This is a genomic window from Ensifer sp. Root1252 (assembly GCF_001425885.1).
Lineage (GTDB): Bacteria > Pseudomonadota > Alphaproteobacteria > Rhizobiales > Rhizobiaceae > Ensifer > Ensifer canadensis.
In genome coordinates, this window is sequence record NZ_LMDT01000034.1 from 323,596 (window position 1) to 342,088 (window position 18,493).

An 18,493-nucleotide genomic window follows, 5' to 3' on the forward strand; every position below is an offset into this window, starting at 1 on the left:
TTCAGCCGTGAACGATCTCGCGATGCTTCTGCAGCCGGTGGCCATAGGCCTGGCTGACGCGGTCGAAGATGATGGCGATGCCGACGATGGCCAGGCCGTTGAAGATGCCGAGCGTGAAGTACTGGTTGGCGATCGCCTTCAGCACCGGCTGCCCGAGCCCTTGAACCCCGATCATCGAGGCGATGACCACCATGGCCAGCGCCATCATGATCGTCTGGTTAATGCCGGCCATGATCGTCGGTAGCGCCAAGGGCATCTGCACATTCTTCAGTTTCTGCCAGCCCGAGGAGCCGAAGGCGTCTGCCGCCTCCAGCACATCCTTGTCGACGAGGCGGATGCCGAGGTTGGTGAGCCTGATCATCGGCGGGATGGCGTAGATCACCACCGCAATCAGCCCCGGAACCTTGCCGATCCCGAGCAGCATGACCACCGGAATCAGATAGACGAAGCTCGGCATGGTCTGCATCACGTCGAGAATCGGATTGACGACATTCTGGACTCGGTCCGAGCGCGACATGACGATGCCGAGCGGTATGCCGATGGCGATCGACAGCACGGTACAGACGAAGATCATCGAGATCGTCTTCATCGTATCGTCCCACATGTCGAAATAGCCGATGAGCAACAGCGTGCCGATACAGCCGGCGACGATCTTCCAGTTCCGGCTCGCAAACCAGGCGAGAACCGCGATCAGCAGGATGATGATCGGCCAGGGCGTGCGCGTCATGAAGCGCTCCGACTGGATCAGAAAGAATTGCAACGGCTCGAAGAACGCTTCGATACCGTCGCCATAAGCGCGCGTGAAGGTGCGAAAACCCTCGTCGATCGCCTTTTTCAACGCCCGCAGGCGGTCGTCATCCATATGCGGAAACTGGGTCAGCCATTCCATCAAATTGCCCTTCACTGCTCCCCGACGGCGGCCCCGTTTGTTTGTTTTTGTCCGCCGACAATCACCTAGAGCGTTTCCGGATCAAGCGGAGATTCGGAAACGCTCTATCTCCTTGTTTTCACAAATTTCCTTGCGGAAAATCGCTTCGCACTTTTCCAGGAAATGCTTTAGCAGGCGGCGCACTGAACGGTGCGCCGCCCAATTGCGTCAGTCGATGGCCATCAAAGCGCCGACTTCACCTTCTCCGCGACATCAGACGAGACCCAGGTGGTCCAGATGTCAGGGTTTTCCTGGAGGAAGTGCTTTGCACCTTCCTCGCCGCTGGCCTGGTTGTCGGTCATCCAGGCCATCAGCTTGTTGACGGTGTCGTTGGTCCAGGCACGCTTGTTCAGGTAGTCCAAAGCCGGGCCGGCGCGATCGGCGAACGTCTTGGTCAGGAGCGTCTGGACCTTGTCCTTCGGCCAGTCGTTCTTCTTCGGGTCCGGGCAATCGGCAACCGTGTTGCACCGCTTCCACTCCGCTGCATCCGCCTCGACGCCGTGGCCGAGCTTCACCATCTCGTATTTGCCGAGAAGTGCCGTCGGCGCCCAGTAGTAGCCGACCCATCCCTGCTTGCGTTCATAGGCCTTGGCAATCGAGCCATCGAGGCCGGCGGCCGAGCCGGTATCAACAAGCGTGAAGCCGGCTGCCTCGCCGCCATAAGCCTTGTAGAGCTGGGTCGTAACAACCGTGCCGCCCCAACCCTGCGGGCCGTTGAAGACGGCGCCCTTGCTGGCATCTTCCGGATCCGGGAACAGTTCCTTGTGCTTCAGCACATCGTCGATCGTCTTGATGTCGGGATTGGCGTCGACGATATATTTCGGCACCCACCAACCCTGGACGGCGCCGTCGGAAAGCGCGACGGCGGCGCCGACCAGCTTGCCTTCTTCAAGGCCGCGATTGACGACGTCGGGCAGAAGGTCCACCCAGCCTTCCGGCGCAATATCGGGCTGGCCCTTTTCGATCATCGAGGTGATCGTCGGCACGGTATCGCCGACGACGAGCTCGGCGTTGCAGCCATAGCCTTCCGTCAGAATGATCTTGTCGACATTCGCCAGAACCTCGGCGCTTTGCCAGTTCATGTTGGCGATCGTCACGTCGCCGCATTCGGCCGCCGAGGCCGTGCCGGCAAGGCCAAGAAGGCCGGCGGCCAGGCAAGTCGTTGCTAGAAGCTTGTTCATTTCTGTTCCCTCTGTTCTGGCGGTACGTCCCGTCGGACGACCGATCTCACCGCAGTGATCGGTCGCGTGTCAACAGGCTTGGGCCCTACTCAAGAACAACAGGGACCGAACGGCCTGCAGGTCCGTCGGCGCGCTTGGCGCGACAACGGCACCCTCAAGGCTATAGGGTCTTTCCGGCAAGGACTTTCCCATTTGCGTCAACGATTGCCTTTCCCAATGCTCCCGCATTTGTCGGGGCGCCGGAGATGTGGGCTCACCGCTGAGCAGGATGACGTTGCGCCGAGAAAAGCGCGCCGCACACGGGTCCGGTCGTGTGCTTGAAATGAAAGAGGCGCCGAGCCAGAGCTCGACGCCTCCAAATGTTTCCTTTTGCGCGGTCGCGCGAAAACCCGCCCTCACATGTTGGGATAGACCGGTCCCTCGCCGCCCTGCGGCGGCACCCAGTTGATGTTCTGGTTCGGGTCCTTGATGTCGCAGGTCTTGCAGTGCACGCAGTTCTGCGCGTTGATGACGAANCCCTCGCCGCCCTGCGGCGGCACCCAGTTGATGTTCTGGTTCGGGTCCTTGATGTCGCAGGTCTTGCAGTGCACGCAGTTCTGCGCGTTGATGACGAAGACCGGCTGGCCGTCCTTTTCCACCCATTCATAGACCCCGGCGGGACAGTAGCGCGTCGACGGACCGGCAAAGRCGTCSAGYTCCGACGTGCGCTGCAGCTCCGGATTCTTCACCTGCAGGTGGATCGGCTGGTCTTCCTCGTGGTTGGTGTTCGACAGGAACACCGAGGACAGCCGATCGAAGGTCAAAACACCGTCGGGCTTGGGATAGTCGATCTTTTTGTGCTGGGCGGCCGGTTCGAGGCTCTGCGCGTCGGTCTTGCCGTGTTTCAGCGTGCCGAAGAACGAGAAGCCGAACAGCTGGTTGGTCCACATGTCGAGACCGCCGAGCGCTACGCCGACCGCCGTGCCGAACTTCGACCACAGCGGCTTGACGTTCCTGACCCGCTTCAGGTCCTGGCCGATGGCGCTGTCGCGCCAACCACGCTCGATTTCGATCGGCTCGTCATTGGCGCGACCGCTGGCGATTGCCGCCGCCAGCTTCTCAGCCGCCAGAATGCCCGACAGCACCGCATTGTGGCTGCCCTTGATGCGCGGCACGTTGACGAAACCGGCCGAACAGCCGATCAGCGCGCCGCCGGGGAACGACAGTTTCGGCACCGACTGGTAGCCGCCTTCGGTGATCGCCCGGGCGCCATAGGACAGCCGCTTGCCGCCCTCGAAGGTGCCGCGAATGGCCGGATGGGTCTTGAACCGCTGGAACTCCTCGAACGGGAAGAGATAGGGGTTCTTGTAGTTGAGGTGCACGACGAAGCCGACGGCGACCATGTTGTCTTCGAGGTGGTAGAGGAACGAACCGCCGCCGGTCTTCATGCCGAGCGGCCAGCCGAACGAGTGCTGCACCAGACCGGGCCTGTGGTTCTCGGGCTTGACCTGCCACAGTTCCTTGAGACCGATGCCGAATTTYTGGACGTCGCGATCCCTAGAGAGATCGAATTTTGAAATCAGYTSYTTGGCGAGCGAGCCGCGCACGCCCTCGCCGATCAGCACGTACTTGCCGAGCAGTTCCATGCCGCGGGCAAAGTTCGGSCCCGGCTCGCCRTTGCGCTCGATGCCCATGTCGCCGGTGGCGACACCGATGACGGCGCCTTCGTCGTTATAGAGCACYTCGGTTGCGGCAAAGCCCGGATAGATCTCGACRCCGAGCGCTTCGGCATGGCCGGCAAGCCAGCGRCAGACATTGCCGAGTGAGACGATGTAGTTGCCGTGATTGTTCATCAACGGCGGCATGGCGAAGTTCGGCAGGCGGATCGAGCCGGCGGGACCGAGCAAATACCGATGGGGTCGRCGACGGCRCCCGACAGGATATGCGCGCCGACTTCGGCGCCYTTTTCCAGCACCACCACCGAAAGCTCGGGATTGACCTGCTTCAACCGGATCGCAGCCGAAAGCCCCGCAGGCCCCGCGCCGACGATCACCACGTCGAACTCCATACTCTCGCGYTCGGGTAGATCCATCGCCTCGCTCATACCGTCTCTCCAGTCTCGCCGGTCTTCTGCCAGCTCAGTTCCCAGGCCATATCATCTCGTCATGGCAAATGCAGTTTGGCTTGTCGAGCCGGGATGCGACAGTCGATGCCCGCTTTTGCGCATGAGGTCATGAGTTTAGCACAAATGTCTATATGACGTGAACGTAAACGTAAATACGTGATTTCACCCATGTCCTTGTGGGCCGCCGCCTTGCAGCCTTGCTTTTGCCGAATAGCCATGTCAGGAGGCCGGGCATTCATTTTCCGGCGGAAGACGCCGGCAATCCCATCCGCAACCAGCATTCGGCAAGGCGCCCTACGGCGCCGGAACGGCATGCCTTTCGCTTCATTCCGGGCTCCGCCGACCTTCCCGGCACCGGCCCAGAAGGCGGCGTGCGGAACAGAGCCGTGTCGCCTTCGCAAGCCCCGGAAGGGCGCGTCGCGAAGCGACACCAAAACACAGGCGTCAGGAGACATCATATGGCCAGAGCACTGGGCTTCGATTTCGGCACCACCAACTCGGTCCTCGCGGTTTCGGCAGGCGACACCACCCATTCGATGAACTTCGACAGCATGGCTGGCAGCACCGATGCGATGCGCACGGCACTCTCCTTCATGAAGGATTCCAACCTCGGCGCGTCCGCCCTGAAGGTGGAAGCCGGACAGGCGGCAATCCGCTCGTTCATCGACAATCCCGGCGACTGTCGTTTCCTGCAGTCGATCAAGACCTTCGCCGCAAGCCCGCTGTTCCAGGGCACGCAGATCTATGCCAAGCGCCATAGTTTCGAAGACCTGATGCGGGTGTTCCTCTCCAAGCTGAAGGACTATGCCGGCGACGACTGGGCGAGCCAATACAGCCGCATCGTCGTCGGAAGGCCCGTTCGCTTTGCCGGCTCCAGCCCCGATCCGGCACTGGCGCTCGAGCGCTACAGCGCCGCCCTTTCCGAATTCGGCTTTCCCGAGATCCACTATGTCTACGAGCCGGTGGCGGCCGCATTCTACTTTGCCCAGAACCTCAAGCGCGACGCCACGGTGCTGGTCGCCGACTTCGGCGGCGGCACCACCGACTATTCGCTGATCCGTTTTGAGACCAAGGCGGGACGTCTGACGGCAACGCCAATCGGCCATTCGGGCGTCGGCATCGCCGGCGACCATTTCGACTTCCGCATCATCGACAATGTGATCTCGCCCCTCATCGGAAAGGGGAGTCTGTTCAAGAGCTTCGACAAGCTGCTTGAAGTCCCGTCGAACTACTATGCGAATTTCGGCCGCTGGAATCAGCTTTCGATCTTCAAGACGTTGAAAGATTTCACGGATCTGAAGAAGCTGGTGCGCCAGAGCCTGGAGCCGGAAAAGCTCGAGGCCTTCGTCGACCTGATCGAGCATGACGAGGGTTATCCGCTCTACCAGGCGATCTCGGCGACGAAGATGCGCCTGTCGCAGGAGGAGGAAACCGAGTTCTACTTCTCGCCGCTTGGCGAGATGTCGCGCCGCACGGTGCGCCGCGCCGACTTCGAAAGCTGGATTGCGCCTGAACTTGCGCGCATCGAAGACGCGCTCGACGAGGTGTTACAGACAACGGAAACGCCGCCCGAAAGCATCGACAAGGTCTTCCTCACCGGCGGCACCTCGTTCGTGCCGGCGGTGCGCAACCTGTTCGAGCGGCGCTTCGAAAAGGACCGGATCGAAAGCGGCGGCGAACTGCTGTCCATCGCCCACGGCCTGGCGCTGATCGGAGAACATGAGGATATCGGCCACTGGACCGCGAATGCCGCATGAAGCCATTGGACCACATTTTCTGACGTGCTAGGTTGGCGCCCATGACTTCTGCCGACAACCTCTCCCCCGGCCAACTCGCCGCCCTGCTCGCATTCCACGCGGATGCGGGTGTCGAGTGGCTGATGGAGGAGGAGCCTGTCGATCGCCTCGCCGAGTTCGAAGCGATGAAGGCGGCGCGTTCCGACGTGCGCCAACAGGCCGATTCGCGCCCACAGACGAGCGCAAGCCAGCCGGTTGCGCGCCCGGAGGCCTCGCCTGCTACGCGGCAGCCGGCCAGCTCGGCCGGTGGCCAAGCTCGCGAAACGCGCGCGCCAGCACCTGCCGTCAACGCCCCTGCTGTGGCCATCCCCGACGCCCAGGCCGTCAAGGAGGCGCAGTTTGCCGCCGAATCGGCGCGGTCGCTCGCCGAGCTGCGGTTGGCAATGGAAGGCTTCGTCGGTTGCAATCTCAGAAACAGCGCCCGCAATCTGGTCTTTGCCGAAGGCGATCCGTCAAACGGCATCATGATCGTCGGCCCGATGCCCTATGCGGATGACGATCGCGACGGGCAGCCTTTCTCGGGCAGGCTGGGCGACATGCTCAACCGCATGCTCGCCGGCATCGGACTATCGCGCGAGGGCGTTCTGCTCAGCAATGTCGTGCCGTGGCGCCCGCCGGGCAACCGCGTGCCGACCGCCCGCGAGGCCGATATCTGCCGCCCCTTCATCGAGCGCCAGGTCGCTTTGGCCGAGCCCAAGCACCTGTTGTTGCTCGGCAATTTTACGGCGCGCTTCTTCTTCGGCGGCAGCGACACAATCCACCAGCTGCGCGGCGAATGGCGTGACCTTCAGATGGGCGGACACAGCGTCCAGACCCTTGCGACCCTGCACCCGCAGGACCTGGTGACAGCGCCGATCAACAAGCGCTTTGCCTGGCAGGATATGCTTGCCTTCAAGGCCCGCATCAACGGCTGACGGCCGCCTGCCCGTTTCATGAACAAAGTGTGAAGAAAGCCATGCGGTTTGCGCATATCTGCGCAGCGTTCTAGTGCATTGCAAAATCCATGTTGCAGCGCAATATATCAACACGGGAGGAATGGAATAAGGAACAAGAACCATGACTGCCCGCTTTCGCCCGATCCACAGCAGCTTTGAGACGCTCCGTCATACGGACGCTGCCCGGCGGACGCCGTTCAACCGCTTCGGCTCGGCAGCCAACGAGCAGATGACTGCAATCGGCCTTGCCCGGACCACCCGTCCGTCGCAGCTCTTCGCCGACTTCATCCAGCGCTGATCCCCACGCGATGCGCCAAAAGGCGTGTCGCGCGAAAGAGACGACGTAAGACAAGGAACAAGATCATGACCAAGCCCATTGCAAGCCTCAAGGTCCTGTTCGATTCGATCGCCGATATCGGCACTGCCGTACGTGCCTCGCGCGAATACACCGCGCTCAGCACCACCAAGGACGCCCGCCGCGCCCATCGCTCGGCGATCAGACCACTGCTGCCGAACTGATAGCGCCCGAGGACGGACCGTTACCGTCTTTTTGCTATCGGCTGTCGCAATCGACAGCGCCTCGAAAACTGGATAGAGCCACACTCATTTCGAGTTCGAAGCGATCGGTCACTCCGGCAACCCCGTCTGACTGCCCTCGCTCCGCATCGCGCCTTCGTTGCCAGCCACCCGGTTGGTCAAGTCGGCGCGTCTTTGTTTTCAGGAGCGCCGATGCTGGCCAGTCTCGCTTCCGTCCTCAGCCTGATGCTGTCCACTTTGTTGATGATGGTGGCCTTCGGGCTTCAGAGCTACGTCATCCCGGTTCGCTCCGTCGCCGAGAACTGGTCGACGCTGACGGTCTCGGTCATTGCCACCGGCTACACGGTCGGCTTCACCCTCTCCTGCATCATCACGCCGAAATTCGTGTTGCGCGTTGGCCATGTCCGCGTCTTCACCGCACTCATAACCCTGCTTTCGATCGCCATCCTGCTTTGCGGGCTGGTCGTCGACTGGCGTGCCTGGATCGCCTTTCGCGCCATATCCGGTTTCGCGATCTCCGGCAGTTATCTCGTCATCGAGAGCTGGCTCAACGAACGGGTGACCAACGAGAACCGCGGCATGCTGTTCTCGCTCTACCTCATCACCACGATGGTCGGCACCATCGGCGGGCAATACATGGTGCCGCTGGGAGACCCGACCAACACATCGCTCTTCATCCTTTGCGGCGTGCTGTTTTCGCTGGCACTACTGCCCACGGCGCTTTCTTCCTCGCCGATGCCGGCACCGCCGGCGCAGGCGCGATTCGACATTCCAGGCCTGTTTCGCCGCTCTCCGGTTGCCGTGGTCGGCGGCTTTCTCGCAGGCGCGCTCTCGGGCGCCTGGCTGAACCTCGGCGGCGTGTTCACGCAGAAGATCGGCCTGTCGACCGGCGAAGGCGCAACATTGCTCGCATCGCTCCTGACCGGCAGCGCCCTCTCGCAGATCCCGATCGGCCGCGCCTCCGACCGCATCGACCGGCGTATCGTCATGGTCGGCTGCGGCATTGTCGGCGTGATCTCCTGCCTGGTCATGTCCGCGTCGATCGGCAGCAGCCCGACGGTGCTCTATATCGTCGCCGCCCTCGTCGGCTCGGTCCTGTTCCCGATCTATGCGCTGAACGTCGCCCATGCCAACGACCTCGCCAAGCCGGACGAATATGTCGAGATCTCCTCGGGCCTGATGATCACCTACGGGCTTGGCACGATCTCCGGCCCGTTGATGGTCGGCCCGGTCATGGATCGGTTCGGGCCGGCGGCGCTGTTCATCGTGCTTGCCGTCTATTTCGCACTCTATGCAGGCTACGCCGCCTGGCGCATCCTGCGGCGGGAGCAGCACGAGGGTCTCGTCGCCAAGACCGACTTCCAGGCGACCACGGTGCTGCCGACACCCGGACCCGACGTTACCAGCCCGACCGCCCAGCAGGCGTCGCAGGACGGCCTGATCGAGGACGACACGGTGCCTGCTTGGGAACGACAGCCGGAATGAATGAAACAGGGGCCGTCAGCCCTGTGGCGTGACGTGCTTGCGCGCACCCCTGCGCTCCAATCCAAGCCGATGCTCGCGGAAGATGATGAAAATACCGGCGCCGACAACGATGGCGGTGCCGATCAGCATGGTGCTCGTCGGGATGTCCTCGAACAGAAAATAGCCGATGATCAGGCCCAGCACGATCGAGGTGTATTCGAACGGTGCGATCGTCGACATGTCGGCGTGACGGTAGCTTTCGGTCAAGAGGAGCTGCGCGACGCCGCCGCAGAAGCCGGCGATCATCAGCAACAGGAAGGCTTTCTGCGAGATGCTCGGCCAGCCGAACGGCAGGGTCGCGAGCGAAAAGACCGAGGCCGAGAGCGAGAAATAGAGCACGATCGTGTGGGTGCGCTCGGCCCTCACCAGCTTGCGCACCAACACCATGGCGATCGCGCCGAGCGCCGCCGACAGCAAGACCGCCGCCGCCCCGAGCGCCTCGGACGACCCGAGACCGCCTTCGCGAAACAGCGTCAGCCGCGGCCAGGTGATGATCATGACGCCGACCAGACCGATGACGACGGCCGACCAGCGATAAAGCCGAACGGTTTCGCCGAGAAAAATCGCGGCAAAGGCAACGGCGATCAACGGCATCGCATAGCCAATGGCGATCGCTTCGGGGAGCGGCAAGTGCACGAGGCCGTAAAAGCCGAAGCTCATCGCCAGGATGCCGACGAAGCCGCGTGCGATGTGAGCGCCGATATCCTTCGTCTTGAAAGCGTCGCGCAACTGTCCGCGAAGGGCGAGATAGCCGAGGATCGGCACCATGGCGAAGGCGGAGCGGTAGAAGGTGATCTGGCCGGTGGCGATCTCGCTCCCGGCCGCCTTGATCAAGGTCGACATGCAAACGAAGATGACGACCGAAAGGACCTTGAGCAGGATCCCCTTCATCGGGTTTTCGACTTCGGCATCCATGGAAAACGCTTTTCGAGCCTTAGCGGAGGACCGCGGCGGCGACAGTTTGGGAGATTTGGGTGAGAGGCTCACCGGAGAACGATGTCACTCTAGCTGCGCCGGCCGCGAAAGTCGGATCAATCTTCTTGATGAACCGACTTTTTTCTTGATGAGTTCATCGCAGCAAAGACAATCGCCGAGAATTCTTTAGCGGGGTCGAAAAAAACCTTTCCGGTTTATTTCTTGTTAGTGCCACTTCGATACACGTCAAGGCGATAAGGGAGCGGGAAGAATACCGGACACCATGTCTTTTCTGCCGGAAGTGCGGTCGCCGGCATCACAATCGTGTGGCATATCCGGCTTTTCGCCCTTTGGCCTTTTCACCATCACAAGCGCCCTCTACAAATCCACCAGTAGCAAGGCGCGAGCGGGACTGACCATGCGGACAAATACTGGCCAGATCATTCATCTGGAAGACTACCGGCCGACCGACTTCGTACTTGAAAGAGTGGATCTGACCTTCGAGCTTGACCCGAAGGAAACCAAGGTCGAAGCGCGGTTGATCCTGCATCGGCGGGAAGGCGTGGACGCATCGGCCCCGCTGGTGCTTGACGGCGACGAGCTGGTCATGACCGGCCTGCTGCTCGACCAGGAAGAGCTTGCAGCCGCGCTCTACGACGTGACCGACGACACGCTGACGATCCGTGGCCTGCCCGAGACCGCCCCGTTCGAAGTCACCATCACCACGATGCTCTCGCCCGAGACGAACACCAAGCTGATGGGTCTCTACCGCACCAACAGCGTCTATTGCACGCAGTGCGAGGCGGAAGGCTTCCGCCGCATTACCTACTTCCCTGATCGTCCTGATGTACTTGCCGTCTATACGGTCAACATCATCGCCGACAAGAAATCCGCTCCGCTGCTGCTGTCCAACGGCAACTATCTCGGCGGCGCCGACATGGGCGATGGCCGGCATTTCGCCGCCTGGTTCGATCCGCACCTGAAGCCCAGCTATCTCTTCGCGCTGGTTGCCGGCGATCTCGGCGTGGTCGAAGACACGTTCACCACCATGTCCGGCCGCGAGGTCGCGCTGAAGATCTATGTCGAACACGGCAAGGAGCCGCGCGCAGCCTACGCCATGGACGCGCTGAAGCGCTCGATGAAGTGGGACGAAGAGACGTTCGGCCGCGAATACGATCTGGATATCTTCATGATCGTCGCCGTCTCCGACTTCAACATGGGCGCCATGGAGAACAAGGGGCTCAATGTCTTCAACGACAAGTACGTGCTGGCCGATCCGGAAACGGCCACCGACGCCGACTACGCCAATATCGAAGCGATCATCGCGCACGAATACTTCCACAACTGGACCGGCAACCGCATCACCTGCCGCGACTGGTTCCAGCTCTGCCTCAAGGAAGGCCTGACGGTTTATCGCGACCACGAGTTTTCCGCCGACATGCGCTCGCGCGCCGTCAAGCGCATCGCCGAAGTCCGGCACCTGAAATCAGAACAGTTCCCAGAGGATGCAGGCCCCCTTGCCCATCCGGTCCGGCCGACGAAATACCGTGAAATCAACAACTTCTACACGACCACGGTCTATGAGAAGGGCTCCGAAGTCACCCGGATGATCGCGACCCTTCTCGGCCGCGACCTGTTCAAGAAGGGCATGGATCTCTACTTCGAACGCCACGACGGCCAGGCTGTGACGATCGAGGATTTCGTCGCCTGCTTCGCCGATGTCAGCGGCCGCAATCTCAGCCAGTTTTCGCTCTGGTACCATCAGGCGGGAACGCCGCTGGTGACAGCCTCCGGCGCCTATGACGCAGGCAAGCAGACCTTCACCCTGTCGCTCGAACAGACCGTGCCGCCGACGCCGGGCCAAAGCGCCAAGGAGCCGATGTACATTCCGCTGCGCATGGGCCTGCTCCTTGGAAACGGCGCGGAAGCCGACCTTTCGAGCGTGGCGGGCGCAGATATCACCGGCGACGTGCTGCACCTCACCCAACGCAAGCAGACGGTGGTTTTCTCCGGCATTACTTCGCGCCCGGTGCCTTCATTCAACCGCGGCTTTTCCGCTCCGATCAACCTGCATATCGAGCAGACCGACGACGACCTGGCGCTGATCGCGCGGCACGAAAGCGATCTCTTCGCACGCTGGCAGGCACTCAACGCCATTGCACTTGCCAATCTGGTATCCGCGACGGCCAACGCCCGTGCGGGCAAATCCGTGACCTGCGAAAAGGCGCTGCTCGACGGCCTTGTCGCCGCGGCGGCTGACGACGGACTGGAGCCGGCTTTCCGGTCGCAGGCGCTGTCGCTGCCGAGCGAAGCCGACATCGCCCGCGAGATCGGCGCCGACAACGACCCCGATGCCATCCATACCGCCCGGCAGCAGATCCTCAAGGCGATTGCGGTTTCCGGCCGCGGAACCTTCCTTCGGCTTGCCGACGAAATGGCGTCGACGAGTTCCTTCAGTCCGGATGCGGAAAGTGCGGGACGTCGAGCCCTGCGCAACGCCGCACTCACCTATCTCGTCCATGGCGAGGATGATCCGAAACGGGCAGCAGAAGTCTTCGCAGCCGCCGACAACATGACCGACCTCAGCCATGCACTGGCATTGCTCGCGCACCGGTTCCCGGATGCGCCAGAGACGGCTCAGGCACTGGCAACCTTCCGGAAACGGTTTGCCGACAACGCGCTCGTCATCGACAAGTGGTTCGCGGTGCAGGCGACAATCCCCGGGGCCGGGACGCTCAATCGCGTCAAGGCGCTGATGACCGAGCCGCTATTCAATGGCAATAATCCGAACCGTGTCCGGTCTCTGGTCGGCAGCTATGCCTTCGCCAACCCGACAGGCTTCAACCGCGCCGATGGCGAGGGCTACCGTTTCCTCGCGAAGCAGATCCTCGATATCGATCCGCGCAATCCGCAGCTCGCGGCACGCATCCTGACTTCGATGCGCTCCTGGCGCTCGCTTGAAGACACGCGCGCCGATCATGCCCGCAATGCGCTGAAGGAAATCGCTGGCGCGACCAAGCTTTCGGCCGATGTCAGCGACATCGTCGAGCGCATGCTCAAGGCCTGAAAAGGCCGGGAATGCAGGCATTTTTCAAGGGCCGGGTCGCTCGCGCGACCCGGCCTATTATTTCCCAACGATTAGAAATGGTTAAGAAATCTTTACCATTACCTCTGGACAAGGCGAATCGCCCTGTGATTCATTGAGTCAGATTCGGGCGAGCGGCGCGCCGAATCATCAGAGGGTTTCACATTGGGTAAGATGGCGGACGCGCGACCAGCGAGCGCAGCCGACGGGCGGTTGCGACTCAAGTTTTCGGGCTTTTCCGGCCTGGAACGCGAGTTCATCTCGCAGGCGAAGATTTTCGCCGAGCCGACGTCGCAGCGTCTTGCGAGCGCGGAACCTATTCTCAAGCGCTCTATCCCCATCCTCATCATCGCATTCCTGATCATAGTCGCCGTTTCGCGCATGTCCGGCATCATGGGCGAGCACGCCCGGATGGAAGACAACTCGCGCCAGACGGTCGGGCTTGCCGCGGCAACGGCGGTCGCGGCGTTCCAGGCTGACGGCATGACGCTGTTCGAAGAGGGCCGGCGTTGGGATGCCGAACAGCGGCTGACCCAATACCTGCCCAACACCATGCTCGACGCGGGCATGTTTCTTTTGACCGTGCGCAAGGATGGACGGATCTTCGCCAGCACACCTGATGGTGTGCCGCTGATCGGCCGGACGCTTGCCTCGGTTGCACCCGATATCGCCACGCTGCAGTATTACGGCGAACATTCCAGCGTCATGAAGACGGCCATCAACGGCGTCGACCATATCGTCGCTTTGGCGCAGTTGCCGGAAGCGGCCGGCGTCGTCCTGGCGGCAACGCCGGTGACCCAGCTCGAAACGGCCTGGCGCGACGAGGTTTCGCTGAATGTGACGCTGTTTGCCGGCATCTCGGCGATCCTGCTGGTGGTGCTTTACGCTTATTACATCCAGGCCAAACGCGCCCGCGACGCCGACGGGGTGTTTGCGGAATCGAACCTGCGGGTCGAAACCGCCCTGTCGCGCGGCCGCTGCGGCCTCTGGGATTTCGATCTTGCCAACCGACGGCTGTTCTGGTCGCGGTCGATGTATGAGATGTTGGGCATGCCCGGCGAAAGCAGCGTGCTTTCCTTCGGCGACGCCGCACGGCTGATGCATCCGGACGATCGCGGTATCTATGGCGTGGCGCGGACAATTGCCCGCGGCGATGCGCGACAGATCGACCAGGTGTTCCGCATGCGGCATGCGGACGGCCATTATGTCTGGCTGCGCGCCCGCGCCGAGATCATCCGCACCGTTTCAGGCCGCGCCCATCTCATCGGCATCGCCATGGATGTCACCGAGCAGCACCGCCTCGCCCAGCGCTATGCCGAAGCTGATCAGCGTCTGGCCGATGCCATCGAATGTACGTCCGAGGCCTTCGTCCTCTGGGACAAGCAGGACCGCTTGGTCATGTGCAACACGCACTACCAGGAAGCCTACAAGCTGCCGGATCACGTTCTGGTGCCAGGCACCGAACGCATCGCCGTACACGCCGCTGCGGCACGCCCGGTAGTGGAACGCCGCATTGCGGATCCTGACCGTAGCAACCATTCGCAGACCACCGAAGTGCAGCTCGCCGACGAGCGTTGGCTGCAGATCAATGAGCGGCGCACGCGCGACGGCGGCCTCGTTTCTGTTGGTACCGACATCACGCTGCTCAAGCGTCACCAGGTGCGGCTGCGCGAATCCGAGCGCCGGCTGATGGCGACCATCGGCGATCTCTCGGCTTCGCGCATGACCCTGGAGCGGCAGAAGACCGAGCTGTCGATCGCCAACGCCAACTACCAGGCGGAAAAAGAACGGGCCGAGGCGGCGAACCACGCCAAGTCGGAATTCCTGGCCAATATGTCCCATGAGCTGAGGACACCGCTCAACGCCATTCTCGGTTTTTCGGAGATCCTGCAGACCCAGATGTTCGGGCCGCTCGGCTCGGAGAAATACGATGAATACTCGCGCGACATTCACGACAGCGGCAAACACCTGCTGAACGTCATCAACGACATCCTGGACATGTCGAAGATCGAAGCAGGCCATATGCGCATCAGCCGCGAGACCATCGATCTCGCGCCGCTGATCGAGGAGACGCTGCGTTTCACCACGATCCCGGCGCAGCAGAAGAACATCCATGTGGTGCAGCAAATCGCCTCGGGCCTGACCGTGGTCGCGGATCGGCGGGCGATGAAGCAGGTGCTGCTCAATCTCTTGTCGAACGCGGTCAAGTTCACCAATGAAGGCGGGCGCATTTCGCTGCGCGCCCGCAAGGTCACGGGCGCTGTGACATTGACGATCGCCGACTCCGGCATCGGCATCCCGCGTGATGCCCTGCAGAAGATCGGCCAGCCCTTCGAGCAGGTGCAGAGCCAGTATGCCAAGAGCAAGGGCGGCTCCGGCCTCGGGCTTGCCATCTCCCGGTCGCTGACGCGCCTTCACGGCGGAACGATGAAGATCCATTCCGCCGAAAATGTCGGCACCATCATTTCATTGCGCATGCCCGATCGCGACAGCGACCCGCAGCCCTATCCCGAAACCACCGACTGAAAAATACGCCGGACGGCCTTCGACAGCCGCCTGATATCCGCCTCCAGCGTTTTCAGGTCGGGATAGTCCCCTGCCCGGCAGACGAGATCGACAAGACCGGCAGGCGCCTCCTTCGGGTCGAACTCGCCTTCGATGCACAGGCGCACGATCTGCGACAGCTCGGTAAAGAGGCTCAGCGCCTCCATCGTCGTGTCGAGATCATTGGGGTTCATCATCGCACCGCCGAGGACCTTCAAGGCGTCGGCCGTGTGGGCGCCGGCCTCAAGCGGCGGCACGCCCTTGGCGGGAGCGATCAGCGCCAGGTACTGCGCAATGAACTCGATATCGACCAGGCCGCCGGGGATCAGCTTGAAATCCCAGATGTCGCTTGGCGGCTTCTCGCTGTCGATCATCTCGCGCATCGAGATCACGTCAGTGCTGACCTTGGCGACATCACGCGTGTGGCCGAGCACTTCGGCGAAGATGGCATCGGCTTGCGCCTTCAGACTGTCGTCGCCGCAGATGCAGCGCGCCCGCGTCAGGGCCAGATGCTCCCAGGTCCAGGCCTCTTCCCGCTGGTACTTGGCAAAGGCGTTGATGCGGGTGGCGACCGGGCCCTTGTTGCCGGACGGCCGCAGCCGCATGTCGACCTCATAGAGTACGCCCTCGGCTGTGGGCGCTGAGAGCGCTGCAATCAACCTCTGCGTCAACCGGGTAAAATAGCGCATCGGATCGAGCGGCTTGCCGCCATCCGATTCCGGGGCCGCGTCGTCATAGTCGTAGAGCAGGATCAGGTCGACGTCGGAGCCCGCCGTCAACTCGTGGCTGCCGAGCTTGCCCATGCCGACGACGACAATGCGCCCACCCGGAAAATCGCCATGGACCGAACGGACCTCGGCGAGCACCGCGTCCACTGCGGCAGCGATGATCAGGTCGGCGAGATCGGTAAAGGCGCGACCGGCCTGCGCGCCCGAAATCGAGCCGGTCAACAGGCGGATGCCGATCAGGAACCGCTGTTCGGCGGCGATGATGCGCAGCCGGTCGAGCACCTCTTCATAGTGGCGGGCGCCGGCAACGAAGTTGGCGATGCGCGGCGCCAGATAATCCCGGGTCGGCAGCTCCGCCAGAAGGCCCGGGTCGAGCATGCCGTCGAACACATGCGGCCGCGCCGCGATGATCTCGGCCAGCCTTGGTGCCGAGGACATGATGTTGACGATCAATGACAAGAGCCGCGGATTGTTGCCGAGCAGCGAAAACAGCTGGATGCCGGCCGGCAGGCCCGAGATGAAATGGTCGAAACGCAGGAGCGCCTCGTCGGCGCGCCGGCTTTCGCCGAAGACGCGCAGGAGCTGCGGCGTCAGCTCCGTCAGCCGCTCGCGCGCCTCGACCGACTGCGTCGCGCGGTAGCGGCCGTAATGCCAGGTGCGGATCGTGTGCGAGATGTCCGACGGCCGCTGGAAGCCGAGCTTTCTTAGGGTCTCGAGCGTATCGGGATCGTCGCGCTGGCCGGTGAAAACCAGATTGCCCGTCTCGCTCGAAAGCTTCGCCTCCTGCTCGAAGAGCTGGGCATAACGGCGCTCGACGGTGCGCAGCACCTTCGACAGCGCCTTGGAGAAGGAAGCCGTATCCTCGAAGCCGAGCATGAAGGCGATCCGCTTCAGCTCTGCCTCGGTCTCCGGCAGCACATGGGTCTGTTCGTCACGCACCATCTGAATGCGGTGCTCGACATCGCGAAGGAACCAGTAGGCCTCGACCAGTTCGGCCGCGGTCGTCTCGTCGATCCAGCCGGCCGTTACCAGCGCATGCAGCATCGGCTCCGTCGCCTTCAGCCGCAGTTCGGGCATGCGTCCACCGGCGATCAGCTGCTGGGTCTGAACGAAGAACTCGATCTCACGAATGCCGCCGCGGCCGAGCTTGATATTGTGTCCCTTGACCGCAATCTCGCCATGGCCCTTGTGGGCGTGAATCTGCCGCTTGATCGAATGGATGTCGGCGATTGCCGCATAGTCGAGATACTTGCGGAAGACGAACGGCGTCAATTCCTTCAAGAAGGCATCGCCCGCAGCTATGTCGCCGGCAACGGGCCGCGCCTTGATGAAAGCTGCGCGCTCCCAGTTCTGCCCCCTGCTCTCGTAATAGAGCATCGCCGCCTCGACGGGGATTGCGAGTGGCGTCGAGCCGGGATCCGGGCGCAGCCGCAAGTCGGTGCGAAAGACGTAGCCGTCGCCGCTGCGCTCCTGGAGAATGCGGATGAGGCGGCGCAGAAGCCGGCCGAAGGTCTCGGATGCATCGTCGCGATCGATGATGATGCCGGACTGCGGATCGTAGAAGACCACGAGATCGATGTCGGAGGAGTAATTGAGCTCGAAGGCGCCGAGCTTGCCCATGCCGAGCACGACAACGCCAGACCCCCGGCTCGGGGCCGTCACGTCCTTGAGCGCGAGCTTGCCGCCCTGGTGACCGCTCAGCAGCAGATGATCGATCGTTGCCGAAACGGCAGCGCCGGCAAATTCGCTCAGCCAGCGCGTCGTCTCGCGACCGTCGAAATGTCGTGAGAGGTCCGCAAGCGCAACGGCGAAGGCTAGCTCGCGCTTGGCCTTTCGAAGCCGCGTCATGATCTCGGTATCTGGCAGTGCCACGCCGGGCTCTGCCGATACCCAGGCATCCCGCGCCCGCCGGACCCTTTCGGTGAGAAATTCCTGCAGCGGCTCCGACAGGAGCTGTTCGAGTATGCCGGGCTGGCTGCCGCCGGTGTCGCGCAGGAATGGCGACAGGGCAAAGGCAGCGACGATGAACGCCTTGAACGGCGTTTCGGATGCCAGCAGACGGCTGATCTGGTCATGGCCCTTGGCCATATCCTTCAGCACCGACAGCGCGGATTTGGCGTCAGCCTGGCTTGCCGGTTTGATCGGCGCCGTCTCCATGCCCCACCAGTGCCCTGCCATCGTGTCCTGCATACCGTTCCCCCGTGTTCTCCGCAAAC

Annotated in this window: 13 protein-coding genes and 1 pseudogene; 7 read left to right on the forward strand and 7 right to left on the reverse strand. The window is 62.3% G+C overall.

The genetic code is table 11. The features are described from left to right. Position 1: 1 nt before the first annotated feature. From ASD02_RS28335 to ASD02_RS38640, 5 genes and pseudogenes are all read right to left on the reverse strand, one after another. On the reverse strand, positions 2 to 889 hold the full coding sequence (locus tag ASD02_RS28335; RefSeq protein ID WP_025426359.1) for a proline/glycine betaine ABC transporter permease: 888 nt from the start codon (positions 887 to 889) through the stop codon (positions 2 to 4). Between the two features lie 221 nt (positions 890 to 1,110). Further along, entirely contained in the window at positions 1,111 to 2,109 is a 999-nt protein-coding gene (locus ASD02_RS28340; protein ID WP_025426358.1) for an ABC transporter substrate-binding protein, read from the reverse strand. Between the two features lie 395 nt (positions 2,110 to 2,504). Then, positions 2,505 to 2,624: 4Fe-4S dicluster domain-containing protein (locus tag ASD02_RS40085; RefSeq protein WP_155295764.1), on the reverse strand; the 120-nt coding region annotated here is incomplete at its 5' end. A 1-nt stretch (position 2,625) separates the two neighbouring features. Further along, positions 2,626 to 4,192: pseudogene (locus ASD02_RS28345) on the reverse strand (electron transfer flavoprotein-ubiquinone oxidoreductase); the annotation flags it as partial. A gap of 59 nt (positions 4,193 to 4,251) precedes the next feature. After that, entirely contained in the window at positions 4,252 to 4,494 is a 243-nt protein-coding gene (locus tag ASD02_RS38640; protein ID WP_128090422.1) for a hypothetical protein, read from the reverse strand. Between the two features lie 177 nt (positions 4,495 to 4,671). Between ASD02_RS38640 and ASD02_RS28350 the strand changes: the two genes are divergently transcribed. The 5 genes from ASD02_RS28350 (at position 4,672) to ASD02_RS28360 (ending at position 8,966) form a co-directional block, all read left to right on the forward strand. Beyond that, positions 4,672 to 5,970, forward strand: a complete 1,299-nt coding sequence (locus ASD02_RS28350) for an Hsp70 family protein (protein ID WP_025426357.1) — start codon at positions 4,672 to 4,674, stop codon at positions 5,968 to 5,970. A 41-nt stretch (positions 5,971 to 6,011) separates the two neighbouring features. Continuing rightward, positions 6,012 to 6,923, forward strand: coding sequence for a uracil-DNA glycosylase (locus tag ASD02_RS28355; RefSeq protein ID WP_025426356.1), 912 nt, complete (start codon positions 6,012 to 6,014; stop codon positions 6,921 to 6,923). A 142-nt stretch (positions 6,924 to 7,065) separates the two neighbouring features. Further along, positions 7,066 to 7,242 (forward strand): hypothetical protein, encoded by a 177-nt coding sequence (locus ASD02_RS39280; RefSeq protein WP_107026881.1) that lies wholly within the window; start codon positions 7,066 to 7,068, stop codon positions 7,240 to 7,242. Positions 7,243 to 7,307: 65 nt separating this feature from the next. After that, positions 7,308 to 7,463, forward strand: coding sequence for a hypothetical protein (locus tag ASD02_RS39285; RefSeq protein WP_164474923.1), 156 nt, complete (start codon positions 7,308 to 7,310; stop codon positions 7,461 to 7,463). A 210-nt stretch (positions 7,464 to 7,673) separates the two neighbouring features. After that, positions 7,674 to 8,966, forward strand: a complete 1,293-nt coding sequence (locus ASD02_RS28360) for an MFS transporter (protein WP_025426355.1) — start codon at positions 7,674 to 7,676, stop codon at positions 8,964 to 8,966. A 15-nt stretch (positions 8,967 to 8,981) separates the two neighbouring features. On the opposite strand, the gene ASD02_RS28365 is transcribed toward ASD02_RS28360, so the two are convergent. Next, on the reverse strand, positions 8,982 to 9,920 hold the full coding sequence (locus ASD02_RS28365; RefSeq protein ID WP_025426354.1) for a DMT family transporter: 939 nt from the start codon (positions 9,918 to 9,920) through the stop codon (positions 8,982 to 8,984). Between the two features lie 418 nt (positions 9,921 to 10,338). On the opposite strand from ASD02_RS28365, the gene pepN reads away from it, so the two are divergent. Both pepN and ASD02_RS28375 read left to right on the forward strand, forming a co-directional pair. Further along, a complete protein-coding gene (gene pepN, locus ASD02_RS28370) occupies positions 10,339 to 12,987 on the forward strand; it encodes an aminopeptidase N (RefSeq protein ID WP_025426353.1) in 2,649 nt (882 codons plus the stop codon). A gap of 183 nt (positions 12,988 to 13,170) precedes the next feature. Beyond that, positions 13,171 to 15,531: an ATP-binding protein gene (locus ASD02_RS28375; RefSeq protein WP_025426352.1), complete on the forward strand. Its 2,361-nt coding sequence runs from the start codon at positions 13,171 to 13,173 to the stop codon at positions 15,529 to 15,531. Here the strand turns inward: ASD02_RS28375 and ASD02_RS28380 are convergent. Further along, positions 15,510 to 18,467 (reverse strand): bifunctional [glutamine synthetase] adenylyltransferase/[glutamine synthetase]-adenylyl-L-tyrosine phosphorylase, encoded by a 2,958-nt coding sequence (locus tag ASD02_RS28380; RefSeq protein ID WP_057211472.1) that lies wholly within the window; start codon positions 18,465 to 18,467, stop codon positions 15,510 to 15,512. The genes ASD02_RS28375 and ASD02_RS28380 overlap by 22 nt on opposite strands. Positions 18,468 to 18,493 lie beyond the last annotated feature (26 nt).

Bases quoted from the DNA above. Each gene is read 5' to 3' on its own strand.
- ASD02_RS28335 (WP_025426359.1), bottom strand. From the start codon at position 889: ATGGAATGGCTGACCCAGTTTCCGCATATGGATGACGACCGCCTGCGG.
- ASD02_RS28340 (WP_025426358.1), bottom strand. From the start codon at position 2,109: ATGAACAAGCTTCTAGCAACGACTTGCCTGGCCGCCGGCCTTCTTGGC.
- ASD02_RS38640 (WP_128090422.1), bottom strand. From the start codon at position 4,494: ATGCTGGTTGCGGATGGGATTGCCGGCGTCTTCCGCCGGAAAATGAAT.
- ASD02_RS28350 (WP_025426357.1), top strand. From the start codon at position 4,672: ATGGCCAGAGCACTGGGCTTCGATTTCGGCACCACCAACTCGGTCCTC.
- ASD02_RS28355 (WP_025426356.1), top strand. From the start codon at position 6,012: ATGACTTCTGCCGACAACCTCTCCCCCGGCCAACTCGCCGCCCTGCTC.
- ASD02_RS39280 (WP_107026881.1), top strand. From the start codon at position 7,066: ATGACTGCCCGCTTTCGCCCGATCCACAGCAGCTTTGAGACGCTCCGT.
- ASD02_RS39285 (WP_164474923.1), top strand. From the start codon at position 7,308: ATGACCAAGCCCATTGCAAGCCTCAAGGTCCTGTTCGATTCGATCGCC.
- ASD02_RS28360 (WP_025426355.1), top strand. From the start codon at position 7,674: ATGCTGGCCAGTCTCGCTTCCGTCCTCAGCCTGATGCTGTCCACTTTG.
- ASD02_RS28365 (WP_025426354.1), bottom strand. From the start codon at position 9,920: ATGGATGCCGAAGTCGAAAACCCGATGAAGGGGATCCTGCTCAAGGTC.
- pepN (WP_025426353.1), top strand. From the start codon at position 10,339: ATGCGGACAAATACTGGCCAGATCATTCATCTGGAAGACTACCGGCCG.
- ASD02_RS28380 (WP_057211472.1), bottom strand. From the start codon at position 18,467: ATGCAGGACACGATGGCAGGGCACTGGTGGGGCATGGAGACGGCGCCG.